The sequence below is a fragment of the Comamonas sp. JNW genome, assembly GCF_003105075.1.
GTDB classification, from domain to species: Bacteria; Pseudomonadota; Gammaproteobacteria; order Burkholderiales; family Burkholderiaceae_C; genus Comamonas; species Comamonas squillarum.
The window spans coordinates 23,196-42,265 of record NZ_QETI01000010.1 but is presented as its reverse complement, the minus strand read 5'-3'; the positions used below and the strand labels follow the sequence as shown (position 1 = coordinate 42,265).

The 19,070-nt window shown below is 65.0% G+C and carries 18 protein-coding genes; 4 read left to right on the top strand and 14 right to left on the bottom strand.

Annotated features, from left to right (window positions below; translation table 11 throughout):
• Positions 1–70: 70 nt before the first annotated feature.
• The 8 genes from DCO45_RS15070 to DCO45_RS15035 form a co-directional block, all read right to left on the bottom strand.
• Positions 71–514, bottom strand: a complete 444-nt coding sequence (locus tag DCO45_RS15070) for a lipocalin family protein (RefSeq protein ID WP_116926712.1) — start codon at positions 512–514, stop codon at positions 71–73.
• Positions 515–741: 227 nt separating this feature from the next.
• Positions 742–1,533 (bottom strand): SDR family NAD(P)-dependent oxidoreductase, encoded by a 792-nt coding sequence (locus DCO45_RS15065; RefSeq protein WP_116926596.1) that lies wholly within the window; start codon positions 1,531–1,533, stop codon positions 742–744.
• Entirely contained in the window at positions 1,533–2,108 is a 576-nt protein-coding gene (locus DCO45_RS15060; protein WP_116926595.1) for a DUF3833 domain-containing protein, read from the bottom strand. Before DCO45_RS15060 ends, DCO45_RS15065 begins: the two co-directional genes overlap by 1 nt.
• A 2-nt stretch (positions 2,109–2,110) precedes the next feature.
• Positions 2,111–3,400 (bottom strand): MFS transporter, encoded by a 1,290-nt coding sequence (locus tag DCO45_RS15055; protein ID WP_116926594.1) that lies wholly within the window; start codon positions 3,398–3,400, stop codon positions 2,111–2,113.
• 12 nt (positions 3,401–3,412) lie between these two features.
• Positions 3,413–3,991, bottom strand: a complete 579-nt coding sequence (locus DCO45_RS15050) for a chalcone isomerase family protein (protein ID WP_207788087.1) — start codon at positions 3,989–3,991, stop codon at positions 3,413–3,415.
• Positions 3,984–5,255: a cyclopropane-fatty-acyl-phospholipid synthase family protein gene (locus DCO45_RS15045; RefSeq protein ID WP_116926593.1), complete on the bottom strand. Its 1,272-nt coding sequence runs from the start codon at positions 5,253–5,255 to the stop codon at positions 3,984–3,986. The genes DCO45_RS15050 and DCO45_RS15045 overlap by 8 nt, the downstream gene beginning before the upstream one ends.
• The gene (locus DCO45_RS15040; RefSeq protein WP_116926592.1) at positions 5,252–6,004 is read right to left on the bottom strand and encodes a DUF1365 domain-containing protein; all 753 of its coding nucleotides are present in this window, start codon (positions 6,002–6,004) and stop codon (positions 5,252–5,254) included. Before DCO45_RS15040 ends, DCO45_RS15045 begins: the two co-directional genes overlap by 4 nt.
• Positions 6,001–7,347 (bottom strand): FAD-dependent oxidoreductase, encoded by a 1,347-nt coding sequence (locus DCO45_RS15035; protein WP_116926591.1) that lies wholly within the window; start codon positions 7,345–7,347, stop codon positions 6,001–6,003. Before DCO45_RS15035 ends, DCO45_RS15040 begins: the two co-directional genes overlap by 4 nt.
• 144 nt (positions 7,348–7,491) lie before the next feature.
• On the opposite strand from DCO45_RS15035, the gene DCO45_RS15030 reads away from it, so the two are divergent.
• The gene (locus DCO45_RS15030; protein WP_116926590.1) at positions 7,492–8,157 is read left to right on the top strand and encodes a helix-turn-helix domain-containing protein; all 666 of its coding nucleotides are present in this window, start codon (positions 7,492–7,494) and stop codon (positions 8,155–8,157) included.
• Here DCO45_RS15030 and DCO45_RS15025 read toward each other — a convergent pair.
• From DCO45_RS15025 to DCO45_RS15015, 3 genes are read right to left on the bottom strand one after another with little or no spacing between them, the layout of a single operon-like run.
• Entirely contained in the window at positions 8,147–8,611 is a 465-nt protein-coding gene (locus tag DCO45_RS15025; protein WP_116926589.1) for a nuclear transport factor 2 family protein, read from the bottom strand. The two genes, DCO45_RS15030 and DCO45_RS15025, sit on opposite strands and share 11 nt — an antisense overlap.
• 59 nt (positions 8,612–8,670) lie before the next feature.
• Positions 8,671–8,946 (bottom strand): DUF2164 domain-containing protein, encoded by a 276-nt coding sequence (locus DCO45_RS15020; RefSeq protein ID WP_116926588.1) that lies wholly within the window; start codon positions 8,944–8,946, stop codon positions 8,671–8,673.
• Between the two features lie 8 nt (positions 8,947–8,954).
• The gene (locus tag DCO45_RS15015) at positions 8,955–10,799 is read right to left on the bottom strand and encodes an ABC transporter ATP-binding protein (protein ID WP_116926587.1); all 1,845 of its coding nucleotides are present in this window, start codon (positions 10,797–10,799) and stop codon (positions 8,955–8,957) included.
• A 323-nt stretch (positions 10,800–11,122) separates the two neighbouring features.
• Between DCO45_RS15015 and DCO45_RS15010 the strand changes: the two genes are divergently transcribed.
• The 3 genes from DCO45_RS15010 (at position 11,123) to DCO45_RS15000 (ending at position 14,970) form a co-directional block, all read left to right on the top strand.
• Positions 11,123–12,298: a type II asparaginase gene (locus DCO45_RS15010; protein WP_207788088.1), complete on the top strand. Its 1,176-nt coding sequence runs from the start codon at positions 11,123–11,125 to the stop codon at positions 12,296–12,298.
• Positions 12,299–12,469: 171 nt separating this feature from the next.
• Complete coding sequence (locus DCO45_RS15005) at positions 12,470–13,339, top strand: D-hexose-6-phosphate mutarotase (RefSeq protein ID WP_116926586.1); 870 nt, start codon at positions 12,470–12,472, stop codon at positions 13,337–13,339.
• A gap of 134 nt (positions 13,340–13,473) precedes the next feature.
• Positions 13,474–14,970 carry an amino acid permease gene (locus DCO45_RS15000; protein WP_116926585.1) on the top strand — a complete coding sequence of 499 codons (1,497 nt, stop codon included), beginning with the start codon at positions 13,474–13,476 and terminating at the stop codon, positions 14,968–14,970.
• An 87-nt stretch (positions 14,971–15,057) separates the two neighbouring features.
• Here the strand turns inward: DCO45_RS15000 and DCO45_RS14995 are convergent, their stop codons facing one another.
• From DCO45_RS14995 to DCO45_RS14985, 3 genes are read right to left on the bottom strand one after another with little or no spacing between them, the layout of a single operon-like run.
• On the bottom strand, positions 15,058–16,398 hold the full coding sequence (locus DCO45_RS14995; protein WP_116926584.1) for a UDP-glucose/GDP-mannose dehydrogenase family protein: 1,341 nt from the start codon (positions 16,396–16,398) through the stop codon (positions 15,058–15,060).
• Positions 16,395–17,405: an NAD-dependent epimerase gene (locus DCO45_RS14990; RefSeq protein ID WP_116926583.1), complete on the bottom strand. Its 1,011-nt coding sequence runs from the start codon at positions 17,403–17,405 to the stop codon at positions 16,395–16,397. Before DCO45_RS14990 ends, DCO45_RS14995 begins: the two co-directional genes overlap by 4 nt.
• Complete coding sequence (locus DCO45_RS14985; RefSeq protein WP_207788086.1) at positions 17,402–18,949, bottom strand: glycosyltransferase family 39 protein; 1,548 nt, start codon at positions 18,947–18,949, stop codon at positions 17,402–17,404. Before DCO45_RS14985 ends, DCO45_RS14990 begins: the two co-directional genes overlap by 4 nt.
• Positions 18,950–19,070 lie beyond the last annotated feature (121 nt).

The following is a 19,070-nucleotide window of genomic DNA, read 5'->3' as shown; positions in this document are numbered from 1 at the left end:
GGCTTCAAACTTCGGGTGAGGGCTTGCTGTTTTCTCCCGTTGCAATTCATCCCCATCCGTCCACACAAGGCTATTGCTCCACCCGAATCACCTGAGCCAAATCGACACCCAAAGACTGTGCTTTCTCCAGCAGGGCTTGCCGCTGGGGCTCCGGAATGGTCTTGCTGCGGGACAGGATCCACATGTAGTCCGTGCTGCTGCCAATCACGAGGGCGGTCTGGTAATGCTCATCGAGGCTGACCACGTTGTAGCCACCGTAAAACGGGCCAAAGAACGAGACCTTCAACGCAGCCTCATTGGCTTGGCGCAGGAAGCGTGCCTTGCCTTGCGCTTCACGCCACTGTTGCTTGGCGGGGTCATAGCCGCGGTTCACTACGGTCACGCTGCCATCGGCATTCAAGCTGTAGCTGGCCGTCACCTGGGTCAGGCCTTTTTCAAAACGGTGGTCGATGCGCGCCAGCTCATACCAGGTGCCCATGTACTTGCTGGCGTCAAAGCCGCTGACCGGTTGCACCCCTTGGGGGACAGAGACGGCGCAGCCGGGCAAGGCGACTGCGGCACCGGTGATTGCTACCGCCATAGCGGTGGCGCGGATGAGAGCGTTTGCAGAGAAAGGCATCGTAGATTTCCTTTTTGGTCTTGGGCGGTCGGTGAATGAACGGACTGGTGTTCAGGATTGACTGTTTTTGGACCCATCGTCATAGGCGCAGATGCCGTACCGCCGTCGTCCGGGCGCAGGCATCAGGCCTTGGTGATACGCCGTACGCTGGCAAAGTACCAGCGGTCGGGCAGGCAGCGCAGCAGGCGCATCCAGCGGGTAAAGCGGCGGGGGAAGTTCATCTCGAACTGTCCGCGCGCCCAGCCCTGCAAGATGTGCTGCGCCGCTTCGGCGGGGCTGATCAGCGCGGGCATCTTGAAATGGTTCTGGGCGGTCAGGGGTGTCTCGACAAAGCCTGGGTTGATGATGGATACGCCCAGCCCTTGGGGGTGCAGATCCAGGTAGAGGTTTTCAGCCAGGTTGTTGAGCGCGGCCTTGGTGGGGCCGTAGGCGAGCGACATGGGCAGCCCCCGGTAGCCCGCAACACTGCCGACCAGCGCGATATGGCCCCGGCCTGCCTGCAGCAGCATCGGGAGCACGGCATCGAGCACAAGGAGCACGCCGACATAGTTGACCGCCAGATGTTTTTGCATCTCTGGCAGGTCGAAGGCGGTGGCGCGCAGCGGCCGGTAGTAGCCGGCACAATACAGCACCAGGTCGGGCGCAGCACCCAGGGCGGTATGCACCGCTTGTGCGGCAGCCGCCACTGTGCCGGGCTCGCTCACATCCAGCGGTAGTGCCAGGCAGCCAGGGGGGCTGTTGGCAAAGTCCTGCAGTGCAGCGCTGTCCCGGGCCGATACGATGACGCGCGCGCCCTTGGCCCGCAGCGCTTCAGCCGTGGCCCGGCCAATGCCGGTGGAGGCGCCAATGATCCAGACGGATCGGCCCTGCCAGTCGCGCATCGGCTGATTGAGCTTGGCTTGCAGCAGCGGCATCACTCCGACCCTTTGGTGAAGGAGATGGTCAGATCGCCCAGGTGGATGCCGAACTTGCTCATCGCCGTGCGGTTGAGCATGGTGCGCCCGTCCATCAGGTACATCCAGTCGTCCATCCGCACATTCCAGACCCGGCCGTTCACCGGCAAGGCCAGCACATAGTTCCAGTGCAGGGCGTTGCCGGCGGCCTGGCCGGTGGCGGGGCCGACCACATCCCCTGCCTGGCCGCTGTAGCGGCCATCACCCAGGTACTGGATGTGCCAGGTGCGTTCCTGCGTCGTGCCGTCGCTGTAGACAAAGTGCTCTTCCAGCACGCCGTCATTGCCCGTCCACGTGCCGGTCATGTGCACGGTAAAGCGCTTGACCACCTTGCCCTGGCGGTCGGTGAACATGCCCTGCGCCGTGAGCGGGCCGTTGAAATACTGGCGCAGGTCCAGCTGCGGGCGTTCCTGCGCATATTCTTCGACCGAGGGGCCGGCGCAAGCGCTGAGCAAGGCCAGCGTGCCGACCAAGGCCAGACCGATCCCCGCGCGCCGCAGGGTCAGGGAAGGACGGGGAAGGTGCAGTGGTTTCATATCTACCTCCAGGAGGGTTGCAGACGCTCGGCGCGCCAGAGAGAGGCCAGGGCCAACAACTTGAGCAGGCAGGGCAGGCCGCCATAGGCCCAGGCCAGCGCCTGCAGACCGGCAGGGGCGGTGCTGCCGCTGTGGTAGCCCGCAACGGCGAGCAGCGGCAGGCAGAGCCCGGCGGCAAGGGCCAGGTTGAGCTTGGTGGCACAGGCCCACCAGCCCAGGTAGCGCCCGTCGCCGGATCCCCCATGGCCCGATTCGTGGATCACGCCGGTCAGCAGCGCGCCGGGCACCGCCAGGTCGGCGCCCAGCGCCAGGCCGCTGGCGATGCAGATGGCCGCGAAGGCCCAGGCATCCCCCGCACCCAGCAAAGATGCGGAAAAAAAGGCGATAACGCTGGCGAGCATGCCGGCGCGCCAACTGGGCGCCAGGCCCCAGCGGGCCACGGCCCTCACCCACAGCGGCAGGCCCAGCGCGGCAGCGGCAAAGTAGCACAGCAAAAACAGCGGCAGCAGCTCGGGCGCCTGGAGCCGGTCGACGACAAAGAAGGGCAAGAGCGTCGCCGGTATCGCCGCCGCAATGCCGTTGAGCATGAAGACCGCCAGCAGCCGGCGAAAGGCGGCATCACGCCAGGGTGAGGCCTGGGGCAGTGCATCGCGCTGCGCAGCCCCTGTGCCTGCATGCAAAGCTTCCGCGCGCGGATCGCGCAGCCGGTATAAGCCCAGCAAACCCAGACCCAGCGCGGCCAGCAGCACCGCACTGGTCGCATCCATGCCCAGCAGGCTGGGCAAGACGCTGGCCGTGAGCACGCCAACCAAGGTCGCGCCCTCGCGCCAGGCCGTTACCTGCGTGCGCCAGGCTGCCTGGCCACCCCAGCGGGTGCCCCAGGTCTGGTGCAGGATCGCGACCGCGCTGTAGGCCAAGGTGCTCAGCAGCAGGCAGCCGGCGAGCCAGCCCAGCATTTGGAGCGGGTTGCCGGTGGGCGGGTGCCAGAGCGCATAAAACCCCAGGGCCATGGCCAGGCTGCCCAGCGCCGCAGCGAGCCAGGCGGCACGCCGCCCGCGCTGCAGCAAGCGATCCGCCAGGCGGCCCAGCGCCGGGTCCAGCAGCGCATCGAAGGCCCGGGTGGCGAGCAACACGACCCCAAGGCCGGCCAGCGGCGCGCCGGCCACAGCCGCATAGTAATGGGGCAGGGTGACGTACAAGGGCAGCGAGACAAAGGCCAGCGGTGCAGCCAGCGCGCCATAGGCGAGCCCGGTGCGCCAGGAAAGCGTTTGCTGCACAAGGGGGGCACGCATGGCAGGCAGTCCTCAGCCCTGGCCCAGCAGTGCAGCGCGCAGCGCCGGTGCGGAGGTTTGCTCCGACAGCCAGATGCCAAAGAACAGGCGCGCGTACAGCGCGTCGTCAATGGCTGCAGTCTCGCGCCCGTTGTGCAAGAAAACGACCTTGCCCGCACCGTCGTTCAAACCCAGCAGGCGGTCCTGCGCCACCACATCGGGAAAGGCCTGCTTCATCATGCGCAGCCACTGGCGGCCCTGGTCTTCGGAGAAGGGCGCCACCCGGCGCATCTCGGCGATGGAGCGCTCAGCGATGGCCTCGCCCTCGAGCTTGCGGTCATAGACCAGCTCCAGCGCAAAGGGCTGGCGCGCATAGTCCAGCGGGTTGAAGCCGGCAGCCGCCCACAGGCGCGCCTCATACACCCGCAGCCCAAAAAACCGCAGCACTCCGGTGCCCACCAGGCGGGCGCCTGGCAAGGCCGTGCCCAGCTCAGCGGGAGGGGCAGGGGAGGCAGGCGTGGCAGCGAGGAGGTTGTGGGTCATGGCAGTCATGGAGAGAGCAAGAAGGCTGGCGCCCCAGCCCAGGGCTTGGCGACGGCGAATTTCAGGCATGGTCGGGCCTGCGCAGTGTGAACTGGACCACATCGGTATTGCCCATGTCGAACGAGGCCTCGCAGTAGGCGAGGTAGAAGCGCCAGATGCGCACAAAGCGTTCATCAAAGCCCTGTTCGCGGACAGCATCGATCTGCTGCTCGAAGGCCTGGCGCCAGCGCCGCAGCGTCTCGGCGTAGTCGCTGCCAAAATGCAGCTTCTTATCCACGGTCAAACCCGCCTGGCGTGCTTCGTGCTCAAAGGCCTGGACGCTCGGCAGCAAGCCGCCCGGGAAGATGTACTGCTGGATGAAATCGGTCGAGCGCAGGTAGCGCGCAAACAAGTCGTCGCGCAAGGTGATCGATTGCACACAGGCATAGCCACCGGGCTTGAGGCACTGGCGCAGCGTCTGGAAATAGCTACGCCAGTATTCATGCCCCACCGCTTCAAACATCTCAATGGACACGATGGCATCGAAGGGCTGCGACTGGTGCTGGGCTGCCAGGTCCCGGTAGTCCTGGTAGCGCAGATCGACCTGGGCTTGCAGGCCCGCTTGGGCGATGCGCTCCAGACCCCATTGGCGCTGCTCGCGCGACAAGGTCACCCCGGTCACCTGGGCGCCAAACTCGGTGGCGGCCGTCTGCGCCAGTGCACCCCAGCCGCAACCAATTTCCAGCAGACGTTCGCCGGCTTGCAGCCCGGTTTCTTGCAAGGCTCTGCGCATCTTGGCCTGCTGGGCCTGCTGCAGATCGGCCTGGGCCAGCGCATCGCCGCTGCGCCCCTCAAACCAGGCCGCGCTGTAGTTCATGCTCGGGTCGAGAAAGAGGCGGTAAAAGTCATTGCCCAGGTCGTAGTGGGCATGGATGTTGCGCGCGCTGCCCGAGCGGGTGTTGCGGTTGAGCAGGTGGCGCAAGCGAAAACCCAGCCGCCCCCACCAGCTGCCATATACCAGCTGCTCCATGTGGTCGCGGTTGCTGATGCACAGGCGCAGCAGTGCGCTCAGATCGGGGCTGTCCCACTGGCCCTCGATATAGCCTTCGGCCAGGCCGATATCGCCCGAGCGCTGCACGCGTTCCAGCGCCTCCCAATCCTGGATGGCACAGCGCGCATCGGCCTGCGCTGCGGGCTGTTGGCTGAAATGCCGCAGTTGCCCATCGGGCAGCTGCATATCGAGCTGACCGCAGGGCAGGTGCTCCAGCAGCTGCAGCACCTGGCGCGCGCCGCGGGGGATGGATTGCCCGGCTTTGGCGGACGGGCTCGGCAGGGAGGCGGTGGTGGAGTTCATCGTGTGACGAAGCGCTTGGGCGCGGTGGGTTTGCGATGGAAGGGCAGGCGCTTGAACCACAGGCGCAGCGCCTGCCAGTGGATGCGGAACACGACACCCAGCGTCATCAGCGGCATGCCCCAGAATGCGCGCCGCACAGTGGCACGGGTCAAGGGCTGCAGCGTGCCTGCGACGCCGGTGCGCAGCAGCGCGCCGGCCTCGTCATGCAGGTCGACCTGCACCTGGTTACGGCTGTCGCTGCGCACAAAGCGGAAGCGGTATTCGCCCTGCACATTGCAAAACGGCGACACATGGAAGCATTTGGCCGCCACCTGTTCCGTGCCCCAGGCCAGATCGGGCCCGGCCAGCAGGTAGGCATGGCGTTCGCCAAAGGTGTTATTGACCTCGGCCAGCACGGCGGCCAGCGAGCCATCTGCGCGGTGCGCATACCAGAAGCTGACCGGCTTGAAGGCATAGCCCAGCACACGTGGGAAAGTGTGCAGCCAGACCTCGCCGACCGCGTCGTCGATACCTTCTTGCTGCAGCAGCTGGTCAAACCAGGCCAGGCAGTCGGCGCTGCCCTCGCCATGGTCGCAGTCATAAAAGCTGATCAGGCCGCGCCGGTTGCGGCGCAGCACCGCATCGGGCTGGTCACGCAAGCTGCGCAGGGGCAGCAGCAAGAAATACCCGGGGTAGCGGAAGGCATGCACCACCGGGCGCAAGCGCTGGTGCCAGATGTGGCCAAAGCCGATCAGTGAGGGGCTGGTCATGCGGCCTCCTCCAGTGCCGGCGCCTGCGCGAGCGGCGCGGCGCCCTCCAGCGACTGGCACAGGCTAGCGGCAGCGGCCAGGCCGGACCGCAGCCCGTCCTCATGGAAGCCATAGCCGCACCAGGCGCCGCAAAACCAGGTGCGCAGCTGGCCCTGCAGCTGGGGCAGCAGGCGCTGGGCGTCGATGGCTGCCTGGTCAAAAACGGGGTGGCTGTACTGGATGCGGGCATGTACCTGGTCTGCCGCAATCGGGCGCGCTGGGTTGAGCGATACCACCACCGGCTGCTGCCAAGGCAAGGGCTGGAGCCGGTTGATCAGGTAGTGCAGGCAGACGCCCGCTTGCTCGGCGCTGGATGCCGCTGCGCGCTCGTAGTTCCACGCGGCCCAGGCCGCCTGGCGCTGGGGCAGCACGCTGCTGTCGGTATGCAATACCGCCTCATTGGGCTGGTAGCGGATGCTTCCCAGCACCGCGCGTTCAGCGGCCGTGGCGCCATTGCCCAATAGCTGCAAGGCCTGGTCGCTGTGGCAGGCCAGAACCACGGCATCAAACCATTCGGCGCCCTGCGCCATCTGCACCATCACGCCTTGCGGGTGGCGCTGCAGGCCGAGCACCGGCGTGTTCAGGCGCGCCTCGTGGCGGCCATCCTGCGTCAAACGGGCCAGCAGGCGGCGCACGTACTGGCGTGAGCCTCCGCGCACGCTGTACCACTGCGGCCGGTCGCGCACCTGGATCAGGCCGTGGTTGTGGCAGAAGCGAATCATCGTGGCGACGGGGAAGTGCAGCATTTGGTCCGTGGGGCAGGACCAGATGCAGCCCAGCATCGGCAGCAGATAGTCGCTGCGGAATGCGGCAGAGAAATGGTGCTGGTCCAGGAATGCAGCGATCGAGGCCGTCATCTCGGCCTCAGCCTGGCGCTCGGCGATCTCGGTGGTCAGGCGGTTGAAGCGGGCGATGTCCCGCAGCATGCCCCAAAAGCGCGGGCGCAGCAGATTGCGTTTTTGGGCAAACACGCTGGCCAGGGACCGGCCGCTCCATTCCAGCGCAGATGCCCCGTTGGCACCGGGCACCTGGACGGAGAACGACATCTCGGAGGCCACCGTATCGACCTGGAGGTCTTGGAAGAGCTGGGTCAGCAAGGGGTAGGTGCGGTGGTTGAACACCAGAAAACCGGTATCGACGCCGTGCGTGATGCCGTTCAGGCTCAGGTCCACTGTGTTGGCATGGCCGCCGAAATGGCTGCCAGCTTCCAGCAGGCTGACCCGGTGCGATGCCTGCGAACGGGCCAAGTGGGTGGCAGCAGCCAGCCCAGAAATCCCCGATCCGATGACAGCGATGCGTTGCATGAAAGGCCCCCTGTAGATGCCACAGTCAAACGTTTGAACCTTGTAGATCAATTGTTGAACTGATGAGTTCACACTATAAACCACAAATGTCAAAAATGCACCATTTAGTCTTCTTCATGACCTGCTACGTCATAAAATAGCGGCATGAATGCTCGGTCCGCCATCAAGGAACAAATACAACGTGTGCGTGAAGAGGCCATCGTGACGGCGGTAAACCGCCTTCTCGCGACCAAGGGCTACGACGCGATGACGGTCGATGAGGTGGCGGCGGAGGCGGGCATGGCCAAGGCCAGCCTTTACAAGCTGTTCACGTCGAAGGAAGAATTGGCTGGCGCCGCCATGGTGGGGGTGCTGGATCGCGCCTTGGGTTTTGTTGATGACTTGCGCAATGCGGCCCAGGCGGCGGCAGAGGCAGGCCAGCCCATCGCGGCGCTGGAGCAGTTGAAGGCGGTGGTGCGCTGGGCCATGCGCACCCAGCTAGAAGGGCAGATGCCGTCGCTGCCCGCGCAAAACTCCAACCTCAGCGCCTCGCTGCAGTCCAACGATGCCTATATGGACCGGCTGATTGCGCTGAGCAACCGGCTGAGCATCTGGATCACCGAGGCCCAGACCCGCGGCCAGCTGCCAGCGGCGTCGCCGGCTGAGCTGGTGCTCTACACCTTGTTTGCCCGGGCCTGCGATCCGGTGCTGGGTCTGCTCAAGGACTCGGGCCAGTACAGCGATGACCAGATCATCGACTGGGTGACGGGCACCACCTTTCACGGCCTGGCCGGGCCGGCGGCGGCGCCCGGTGCGGCTCCTAGCGCTTGACCGAGGCGTTGCGCCGCAGCCAGCGCATCAGGGCGCCAATCGCCGGTAATTTCTCGTACAGCTCTTCTGCGGCGTCCCAGTAGTCGCGGTGGTGGGACACGCGCCCTTGCGCATCGAAGCGCAACAGTGAAGCGCCGTAGATGCACTGGGACGCTTGCGCGTTCCAGCGCCGAAAGCGAAAGCGGAACTCCCACTCCAGGGACGCCCGCTCGCCCTGCACCAGCTGCTGGGTGACGATAAAGCGCGGCTCATGCAGCGTCTCAAACATATGCGCAAAAATGGCGGCAATGGCCGGCACACCGCGTACCTCGTTGAACGGGTCCTTGAAAAAAGCATCCGCTGCGTAGTAGCTGCCCAGCTGCTGGAGGCTCTCTGGCGCGAGGGACTCGTAGAACGCCACCAGCCGCTGCACCCCGGCTGCGGTGAGATCGGAATCGGAAGTCATGGCGGACATCGTTGTGCTCCTATGGGGGACGATCTGAGCGGCGTGCGGCAGGCCGCTGCGCGCAGCGGCTAGTCCCGTGATTCTCGCTTGCCGCTGGCCTTGTTCCAGTAGCCAAACTCGTCCTCATGCACCTCATAGTCGAGCTCCTGCAGGCGCTCGTGCATGCGGGCCTGGGCGTCGGCCACACCCTGGTTGTAGAGGCTGGGGCCGATTTCCTTCAGGAAGAAGCCAAGCAGCGCGGCGGCGGTCATATTGCCGATGCGCTCGCCCTGGGTCTGCTCGAAGTAGCGTTCGATGGATTGGACGGCACGGTCGTGCACGTCCTTTTTGAGTTCAATAGCCATATGCAGATTTACAGAGGTCCATCGACCGGCTCGGCCAGGAAGCCGCCGCTCTGGTGGGCCCAGAGCTTGGCATAGATGCCGCCTTGGGCCAGCAGCTGCTGGTGGCTGCCTTGCTCGATGATCTGGCCCTTGTCCATGACGATCAGGCGGTCCATCGCGGCGATGGTGGACAGGCGGTGCGCAATGGCGATGACGGTCTTGCCATGCATGAGGCTGTCCAGGCTCTCCTGGATGGCAGCCTCGACCTCGCTGTCGAGCGCGCTGGTAGCTTCGTCCAGCAGCAGGATAGGGGCGTCTTTGAGCATCACGCGGGCAATGGCCACGCGCTGGCGCTGGCCGCCCGAGAGCTTGACGCCGCGCTCACCCACCTGGGCGTCGTAGCCGGTGCGGCCAAAACGGTCACTCAGTGTGGCGATAAAGTCGGATGCCTCGGCACGCTCGGTGGCGCGGCGCATGTCTTCTTCGCTGGCGTCGGGGCGGCCATAGAGGATGTTGTCGCGCATCGAGCGGTGCAGCAGCGAGGTGTCTTGCGTCACCATGCCGATATTGCTGCGCAGGCTGTCTTGCGTGACCTTGGCAATGTCCTGGCCATCGATGCGGATCTGGCCGCCGGCCAGGTCGTGGAAGCGCAGCAGCAGGTTGACCAGGGTCGACTTGCCGGCGCCCGAGCGGCCAATGAGGCCAATGCGCTCGCCGGGGTGGATGGTCAGGTTGAGCTGGTCGATGACCGGGCGGCCCGCATCCTTGTAGGCAAAGCTGACGTTGTCGAACTCGATGCGGCCTTGCTGCACCACCAGGGGCTTGGCGCCGCTGGCATCGACGATGCTGCGCGGCTTGGTCAAGGTGTTGATACCGTCCTGGATGGTGCCGACGTTCTCGAACAGGCCCGTCATCTGCCACATCACCCAGTGCGAGTAGCCCATCAGGCGCAGGGCCATCGCGATCACGGCGGCGACCACACCGGCGCTGGCCTGGCCATTCATCCACAGGTACAGCGCCGTGCCCGATGCGCCCAGCAGCAGCAGCGTGATCATCAGGTGGTTGGTGATCTCGAACAGGCTGACCAGGCGCATCTGTGCATGGCCGGTCTGCTTGAAGGCTTCCATCGCGCTGCGGGCGTAGTCGGCCTCACGCCTGGTGTGGGCGAACAGCTTGACGGTGGCGATATTGGTATAGGCGTCGGTCACGCGGCCGGTCATCATCGAGCGCGCATCGGCCTGGGCCTTGCCGATCTTGCCCAGGCGCGGCACAAAGTAGAAGCAGGCGCCGATATAGGCGAGCAGCCACAGCAGGAAAGGAAGCATCAGCCGCCACTCGAAGCTGGCCGCCAGGATCAGGATGCCGATCATGTAGACGCTCACGCCTACCAGCACATCAACAATCATGAACACCACTTCGCGCACGGACAGTGCCGTCTGCATGATCTTGGTGGTGATGCGGCCGGCAAACTCGTCGGCGTAGAAGGACATGCTCTGGCCCAGCATCAGGCGGTGGAACACCCAGCGCAGCCGCATCGGGAAGTTGATGGCTAGCACCTGGTGCATCACCTGCGTGTGCAGGCCCAGCAGCAGCACACTGCCCAGCAGCACGCCGGCGATGCCCAGCGCAGTGCCGCCCTGCTCGGCCCAGAAGTTGTTGGGCGACAGGGTCGCCAGCCAATCGACCACATGGCCCATGACGGCAAACAGCAAGGCCTCATAGACGGCCAGCAGGGCCGAGGTGGCCGTGAGCAAGCCGATCCAGCCCCGCATGCCTTGCGTACAGGCCCACATGAAAGCAAAAAACCCCTTGGGTGGAACCTGGGGTTCGGCACTGGGATAGGGCGGCACCCGCCGCTCGAAAAACGAAAACATGCACTGATCTCCTGCAATAGGGCTGGGGCGCTGGGTCTGTGCCAGCCCTGGCGCTGCATGGTAAGCAGCTGTTGATATTAACAGTGGTAACAACCCCGATCCGGCAAGTCTAGCGGCGCCCGCGACCCCCTTGGCGGGCGGCCAACATAGCCCTAGAGGGGCGGGTGTCTTTGTGTCGGCGAACCGTCGCCTGGGCGTCAATCTTTCAACCTATGGGCTTGCAAAAAACCATAGGTGTGTTCACCAATGCGCAGCCCGCACACTGTTTCTAAGATAGCGGCTTTTGACACGAGGTGCTACTGATGCCACACAAATCGACAACAATGCTGCAGGTGTCCCAAGCGGCCCGCTGGCGGTTTCCCGCACTGAGTGCTGTGACCCTGGCGGTCACGCTGAGCCTGGGCGCTTGCGCCAGCGGCCCCCAAAACACCCAAGCCGCTGCGGCGGCCCCTGCCGTTGCCGCCGCACCTGCTGCAGCGCCAGCGGCTGCGCCTCAGGTGGCCCAGCAAGGCCAGCGCAATGTGGTCGTGCTGGCCACCGGCGGCACGATTGCCGGCGCCGGTGCATCGGCAATGAACAGCGCCACCTACAGCGCCGCCAAGGTGCCGGTGGACAAGCTGCTCGCCGGCCTGCCTGAGCTGTCCAAGGTCGCCCAGGTGCGCGGTGAGCAGGTCTTCCAGATTGCCTCCGAGAGCTTTACCAACGACAACCTGCTGGTGCTGGCCAAGCGCGTCTCTGCGCTGGTCAAGCAGCCCGATGTGGATGGCGTGGTCATCACCCACGGCACCGACACGCTGGCCGAGACGGCCTATTTCCTGAGCCTGACGGTGCACACCAACAAGCCCATCGTGGTCGTGGGCTCGATGCGCCCAGGCACCGCGCTGTCGGCCGATGGCGCTCTGAACCTGGTCAACGCCGTGAGCGTGGCAGCGTCCAAGGATGCCGAAGGCAAGGGCGTGGTTGTGACGATGAACGACGAGATCCAGACCGCGCGTGATGTGAACAAGGATGTGAACATCAAGACCAGCGCGTTCCAAAGCCAGTGGGGCCCGTTGGGCATGGTGGTGGAAGGCAAGAACTACTGGTTCCGTGCGCCAATCAAGCGCCACACGATGCAGTCCGAGTTCAACATCGACACCATATCCAGCCTGCCTGCCGTCGAAGTGGTCTACAGCTACGGCAATGTGCCGCGCACTGCGATTGATGCATTTGTCGGCACCGGCGCCAAGGCGATCGTGCATGCCGGCACCGGCAATGGCTCGGTGGCGGACCGCATCGTCCCCGCGCTGCAGGAAGCGCGCAGCAAGGGCGTGCAGGTGATCCGCTCGGCACGCGTGCCTTATGGCTTTGTGCTGCGCAATGCCGAGCAGCCCGATGACAAGTACGACTGGGTGGTCGCGCATGACCTGCGCCCGGAAAAAGCCCGCCTGCTGGCAGCGCTGGCGCTGACCAAGACCAACGACCCCAAGGAAATCCAGCGCATTTTCTGGGAATATTGATCGCCAGCGTGCCCGGCTGAGGCTGGGCACCTGCTTCGACAATGCGCAACCCCATCGCGCATACCAAAGGACAGCAAGCGCTGTCCTTTTTTCTGTCCACTGCGTTGCTCGCCAGCGGCAGCGGGGGCCGCTGCCAATGTCACAATCGCTGCATTCACAGGAGCAAAGAAGATGGCGCATGCGTGGACCCGAATCAGCTACGAAGGCTTTGCCGCCTGGTGTGCCCAGTGGCCCGACGGGTCATCAGCCGTGGTGGCCGAGCAGGGCGCGCAGCTGCTGTCCTGGAAAACGGCCGATGGCCGTGAGCACCTGTATCTGAGCCCGGCCAGCCTGCGCGATGGCCAGGCGGCGATTCGCGGCGGTGTGCCGGTCTGCTTTCCACAGTTCAACACGCGCGGGCCGCTGCCCAAGCATGGCTTTGCACGCAACCTGCCCTGGCAGATGCGGGAGGGCGATGAAGCCGGCATCGTGATGCAGTTGACGGACAGCGAGGCCACGCGCGCTTACTGGCCCCATGCCTTTGATGCGCGGCTGCGCATTGGCGTGCAGGCGGGCAGCCTCTCCATTCGCCTGGATGTGCAGAACACCGACCAGGTCGCCTGGTCCATGACCTGCGCGCTGCACTGCTACCTGCAGGTGGACGATGTGGCGCAAACGCGGTTGTCCGGCCTGCAGGGCCTGGCCTGCTGGGATGCACTGGCCGATACCCGCTTTGTGCAGCCGCCAGGCGATGTGGGTTTTGCCACGACCACCGAGCAGGGCTTTGACCGGGTGTTTTCCACACCGGACGCAGCGGGCACGGCGCTGCAGCTGCGCCAGCCCGAGGTGCCGTCCGGCCGCAGGCTGGAGATTGCCCACAGCAGCACGGCCAGCGAGGTGGTGGTCTGGAACCCGGGCTTGCTGCTGAGCCACAGCCTGGCCGATATGCCCGATGATGGCTGGCGCCAGATGCTGTGTGTGGAGGCGGCCAGCATCGACACGCCGGTGCAGCTGGCTCCGGGCCAGCCATGGTCGATCAGCCAGACCTTGACCTTGGGCTGACGCCAACGCGCCCTCAAGGAAACACGCGCCCTGTGGCGGAATTGTGGGCGGACACTACCGCAGAGCAGGGGAAAACCCGATAATGGCGGCCTTGTCATTGTCGGCATGGCGCTTGTGGCCATGCTTTTTTGTGTATGCCGGGTTCTGGGTCTTCATCTTCTTCCGCGCCAGTCAATGAACTGCGCCGTGATCTCAAGGCGCGCCATCTGTCGATGATTGCCATTGGCGGCTCCATCGGCACGGGGCTGTTTGTGGCCTCGGGCGCCACCATTGCGCAGGCGGGGCCCGGTGGCGCGCTGCTGGCCTATGGCGTCATCGGCCTGATGGTCTATTTTTTGATGACCAGCCTGGGCGAGCTGGCGGCCTTCATGCCGGTGTCGGGCTCGTTTGCCACCTATGGCGCGCGCTATGTGGACGAGGGCTTTGGCTTCGCGCTGGGCTGGAACTACTGGTACAACTGGGCCATCACGATTGCGGTCGATCTGGTGGCCTCGCAGCTGGTGATGGCCTACTGGTTCCCCGATGTGCCGGGCTACTGGTGGAGCGCGCTGTTCCTGCTGCTGATGGTGGCCCTCAATGCCATCTCGGTGCGCGGTTTTGGCGAGGCCGAGTACTGGTTTGCCGCGATCAAGGTGACGACGGTGCTGGTTTTCATCGCGCTGGGCGTGGCGATGATTTTTGGCATTCTGAAAGGCGGGCCTACCGACGGCGTCTGGGGCGCCATCGCCAACTGGCAGGTGGCCGATGCGCCCTTTGCCGGAGGCTTTGCGGCCTTGATCGGTGTGGCGATGATCGTGGGCTTTTCCTTCCAGGGCACCGAGCTCATTGGCATTGCAGCAGCTGAATCCGAGAACCCCGCCAAGAACATACCGCGCGCGGTGCGCCAGGTGTTCTGGCGCATCCTGCTGTTCTATGTCCTGGCCATTGCGGTGATCGGCTCGCTGGTGAGCTACACCGACCCGCATCTGCTGCGCAATGACATCGGCGATATCAGCGTCAGCCCCTTCACGCTGGTGTTCCAGAAGGCGGGCCTGCTGTCCGCTGCGGTGATCATGAATGCGGTGGTGCTGACTTCCGTGCTGTCAGCGGGCAACTCGGGCATGTATGCCTCCACCCGCATGCTCTACACGCTGGCCTGCCAGGGCATGGCGCCGCGCATTTTTGGCCGCCTCTCGCGCCATGGCGTGCCGGTGATGGCCTTGCTGGCGACAACGGTGATGGCCGGGCTGTGCTTTTTCAGCTTTCTGTTCAGCCCGCAGACCGTCTACCTGTGGCTGCTCAACCTCTCGGGCATGACCGGCTTTATCGCCTGGCTGGGCATTGCGATCAGCCACTACCGCTTCCGCAAGGGCTTTTTGGCGCAGGGCCATGATGTGTCGCAGCTGCCCTATGTCTCGCCCTGGTTCCCGTTTGGCCCCATCTTTGCGTTTGTGCTGTGCCTGGTCATCACGCTGGGTCAGAACTACGAGGCCTTCTTGAAGGACCATATCGACTGGGGCGGCGTGGTGGCCACCTATATCGGCCTGCCGGTGTTTCTGCTGATCTGGTGGGGCTACCGCTGGGCCAAAGGCAGCCGCACCGTGGCCTATGCCGATATGCGCTTTGATGGCCAGGTGGTGGGCGACAAATAAGCGGGGCGCGGGCTGCAGCAGTGGCCCCCCATGCAGCAAAAAGCGAGTCGGAGGACTCGCTTTTTTTGTGGTTGATCGCCAGCGGCCTTATTCGCTGCGTGGCACCGGTTGGCGGCCAATCGACACATAGCCCAGGCCATAACCGGCTACCAAGGCCGGGTCATAGAGGTTGCGGCCGTCAAAGACCATGCGGTCGCGCAGGCTCTGGGCCAGCTGGCCAAAATCGGGCGCGCGGAAGATCTGCCACTCGGTGACGATGGCCAGGCAGTCGGCGCCTTGCAAGCAGGCCTCGGGGTCGGCAGCGAGCACCAGGTCGCTGCGTTCGCCATAGATGCGCCGGGCTTCCTGCATCGCGACGGGGTCATAGGCCTGCACGCGGGCGCCAGCGGCCCACAGCGATTCAAGCAGGTTACGGCTGGGCGCCTCGCGCATGTCATCGGTATTGGGCTTGAAGGCCAGGCCCCACAGCGCAATCGTCTTGCCCTGCAACTGGCCGCCATAAAAGGCGCTGATGCGCTCGAACAGCACATTGCGCTGGGCCTCATTGCGGGCTTCGACGGCGTTGAGCAGCAGGGGATCGAAGCCGATCTCCTCGGCCGTGCGCACCAGGGCCTTCACATCCTTGGGGAAGCAGCTGCCGCCATAACCCACACCGGGGTAGATGAAGTGGTAGCCAATGCGCGGATCGCTGCCAATGCCGCGGCGCACCGCCTCCACATTGGCGCCCAGGCGTTCGGCCAGGTTGGCGATCTCGTTCATGAAGCTGATCTTGGTGGCCAGCATGGCGTTGGCGGCGTACTTGGTCAGCTCGGCACTCTTCACATCCATCACCACGATCTTGTCGTGGTTGCGGTTGAAGGGCGCATACAGCTCGCGCAGCCGCGCCTCGGATGCGGGGTTGCTGGTGCCAATGATGATGCGGTCCGGCCGCTGGCAGTCGGCCACGGCGGCGCCTTCCTTGAGGAATTCCGGGTTGGAGACCACGTCGAAGCCGTGGCTGGCGCCGCGAGCTGCCAGGCCCTCGGCGATCACCGCGCGCACCTTGTCGGCCGTGCCCACTGGCACGGTGGATTTGTTGATGACGATGCGCGGGCCATCCATGTGCTGGGCAATGGTGCGGGCCACGGCCAGCACGTACTGCAAGTCGGCGCTGCCGTCTTCGTCAGGGGGCGTGCCCACTGCTAAAAAGATGACCTCGCTGTGCGCCACGCCCTGGGCTGCATCGGTGGTAAAGCGCAAGCGGCCGTTGGCATGGTTGCTGGTGACGAGCTTGTCCAGGCCCGGCTCATGGATGGGGATCTGGCCGGCCTGCAGCGCGGCGACCTTGGCGGCATCGACATCGACACAGAGCACCTGGTGGCCGACATCGGCCAGCACGGCGCCTTGAACAAGACCGACATAGCCGGTTCCAAAAACAGTGACTTTCATACGCGGTAGAACGAGCGGTACCAGTCGACAAAGCGCTGGATTCCGTCTGTGACAGTGAAAGAAGGGGCGAACTGCACCCAGGCCTGCAAGGCCCGGGTGTCGGCCGAGGTGCTGTGCATGTCGCCCGGCTGGATGGGCAGCATGCGCTTGTGGGCCTGCATACCCAGCGCCGACTCCAGCGCGGCGATGTAGTCCATCAGCACGGTGGGCTGGCTGTTGCCGATGTTGAAGATGCGGTAGGGCGCCGTGCTGGTGCCCGGGTTGGGCTGCAGCGCGTCATAGTGGCTATCTGGCGTGGCCGGTTTGTCCAGCACGCGCAAAATGCCTTCGACGATGTCGTCGATGAAGGTGAAATCGCGCACCAGCTGGCCATTGCCATAGACGTCGATGGTCTCGCCCGCCAGGATCGCCTTGGTGAACTTGAACAAGGCCATGTCCGGCCGGCCCCAGGGCCCGTAGACCGTGAAAAAGCGCAGGCCGGTGGTGGGCATCTGGTAGAGGTGCGAGTAGGTGTGGGCCATCAGCTCGTTGGCCTTCTTGGTGGCCGCGTAGTAGCTGATCGGGTGGTCGACGGCATCGCTCTCGGCATAAGGCATCTTGGCATTGCCGCCGTAGACGCTGGAGCTGCTGGCATAGACCAGGTGCGCGACCTTGTGCTTGCGGCAGCCCTGCAGCACATGGCCAAAGCCCAGCAGGTTGGCATCCGTGTAGTCGTCGGGCTGGTCGATCGAGTAGCGCACCCCTGCCTGGGCGGCCAGGTGCAGCACGCGCCGGGGCTGGACCTCATCAAACAGCGCGGCCATGCCGGCGCGGTCGGCCAGATCGAGCTGGATGAAGCGGAAGTGGGGATGGCTTTGCAGCTGCGCGAGCCGCGCCTCTTTGAGCGCAACATCGTAGTAACTGTTGAGGTTGTCGATGCCAACCACGGGCAGGCCGCGCTCGAGCAGGCGCAGCGCGCAGTGCATGCCGATAAAACCGGCAGCGCCGGTGACGAGAACAGGTTTCATGGTGTGATGGGTGCGGGCAGCCACACAAATTGGTAGTGCATGGGTGGCGTGCTGGCACGCATATGGGAAAACGGAAGGGTCAGATCTTGCACGGACGCGCCGGGCGCCGCAGCCAGCACCGGCTCCCACCAGGCGGGTGTGGCCTTGTCCATGCGGGCAATGTACAGCAGGCCGCGGCCGGTTTGCGCGGCCTTGGCGCGGGCTTGAGCGAGGCAGTCGGCCATGCGGCCAAACTCGGCCGTGCAGGCCGTGGCATAGGCCCCGGGGTTGCGCGAGCGCAGCATGGCGGCAACCATGTTGTCCGAGCCAACGATGACGCCTTGGCCGTCATAGCCCGCAGCCGCCAGCGACGCGCTCAGCTGCGCGACGGGGTGGTTGAGCTCGTCGGGATCCTTGCGCAGGTTGGACTGCCAGGGGCGCACCGTTGCCAAGGTCAGAAAGACCAACGCAAACACCAGCACCGTGGTGGTGTAGCCCCGGCCCACGCCATCGGCCAGCAGGCGCGGGCGCCAGACATACAGGGCCAGCGGCGCCACGGCCGTCAGCGGCAGCACCCAGCGCTGCTTGAAGCTGCCGACATCGCCCACCAGCACCATGGCCACAAGGATGGCAAACACCAGCGCCAGGTAGCGCCACAGCAGCGGCCAGGCCCAGATGCGCCATTCAGGTAGAGCTAGATCTGCGGCGGGCAATGGGGTGGGGTCAGCCTTCCACAAGCGGCTGCGGTAGCTGGCCAGGCTGACCAGCAGCCACAGACCCAGCGTGGAGAACACAGCCGTCGCCAGCGCGCCCAGGCCCTTGAGGTGGGAGACCTGGGTGGAGATGTCCATCTTGTGGATCGTCTCGGTGGTGGCCTCACGCCAGTGCTGCAGCAGCCAAAAGCCGTGCGGCGCAAAGATCAGCAGGCCAATCAGCGGCGCGAGCCACCAGCCCCGGCCCAGCAGCGCGCGGCGCACCTGGGGCACGCTGAAGGCGGCTACGGCAAACACGCCGATCAGCATCGCAAAGCTGTACTTGGCCAGCATGCCGACGCCACAGAAAATGCCCAGGCCGACAAAATTGACCAAATCTGGCGCGCGCACCTGGCGCAAGGCCATCCACCAGGCGCCAAAGGCCATCGCGGTGACCAGGATGGTGTGGGTCTGGTCGCGCACGCTGTCCCAGCCAAAGGGCAGCATCAGCAGCAGGCCGCCGGCGACCCAGAAGGCGCCCTTGGCCGGCAGCAGCGCGCGGCCGGTTTGCCAGGCCAGCACATAGGTCAGCACGATCAGGCTGTGCTTGACCAGCGACAGCGACAGCACCGTGGGCCCGAGCAGCTGGCCCACCAGCCATTGCAGCCAGCTGTAAGCAGGAGGCTGGGCGCCATAGCCCAGCAGGAACTGCTGGGACCAGAGGATTTGTTCGGATTCGTCCCATTTCATGCCGTCCGAGATGGCCACGCGCGAGAGGACATGTGCACAGGCCAGCACCAGCACCCAGGCCAAGGGGTGGCGGTAGAGCTGGGACTGCCAATCTTTGGCGGAGGAGGGGGACGCAGACGTCATGGCAGAAACACGAAATGCGGGTGCATACAGGGCCCGCAGCCCTGAGGCGCGGCACCAGCCTGTCGCATCAGCAGCAGAGGAAAGAGCGGATCAGGTAGTATAGGCGACCACTGTTTTACCA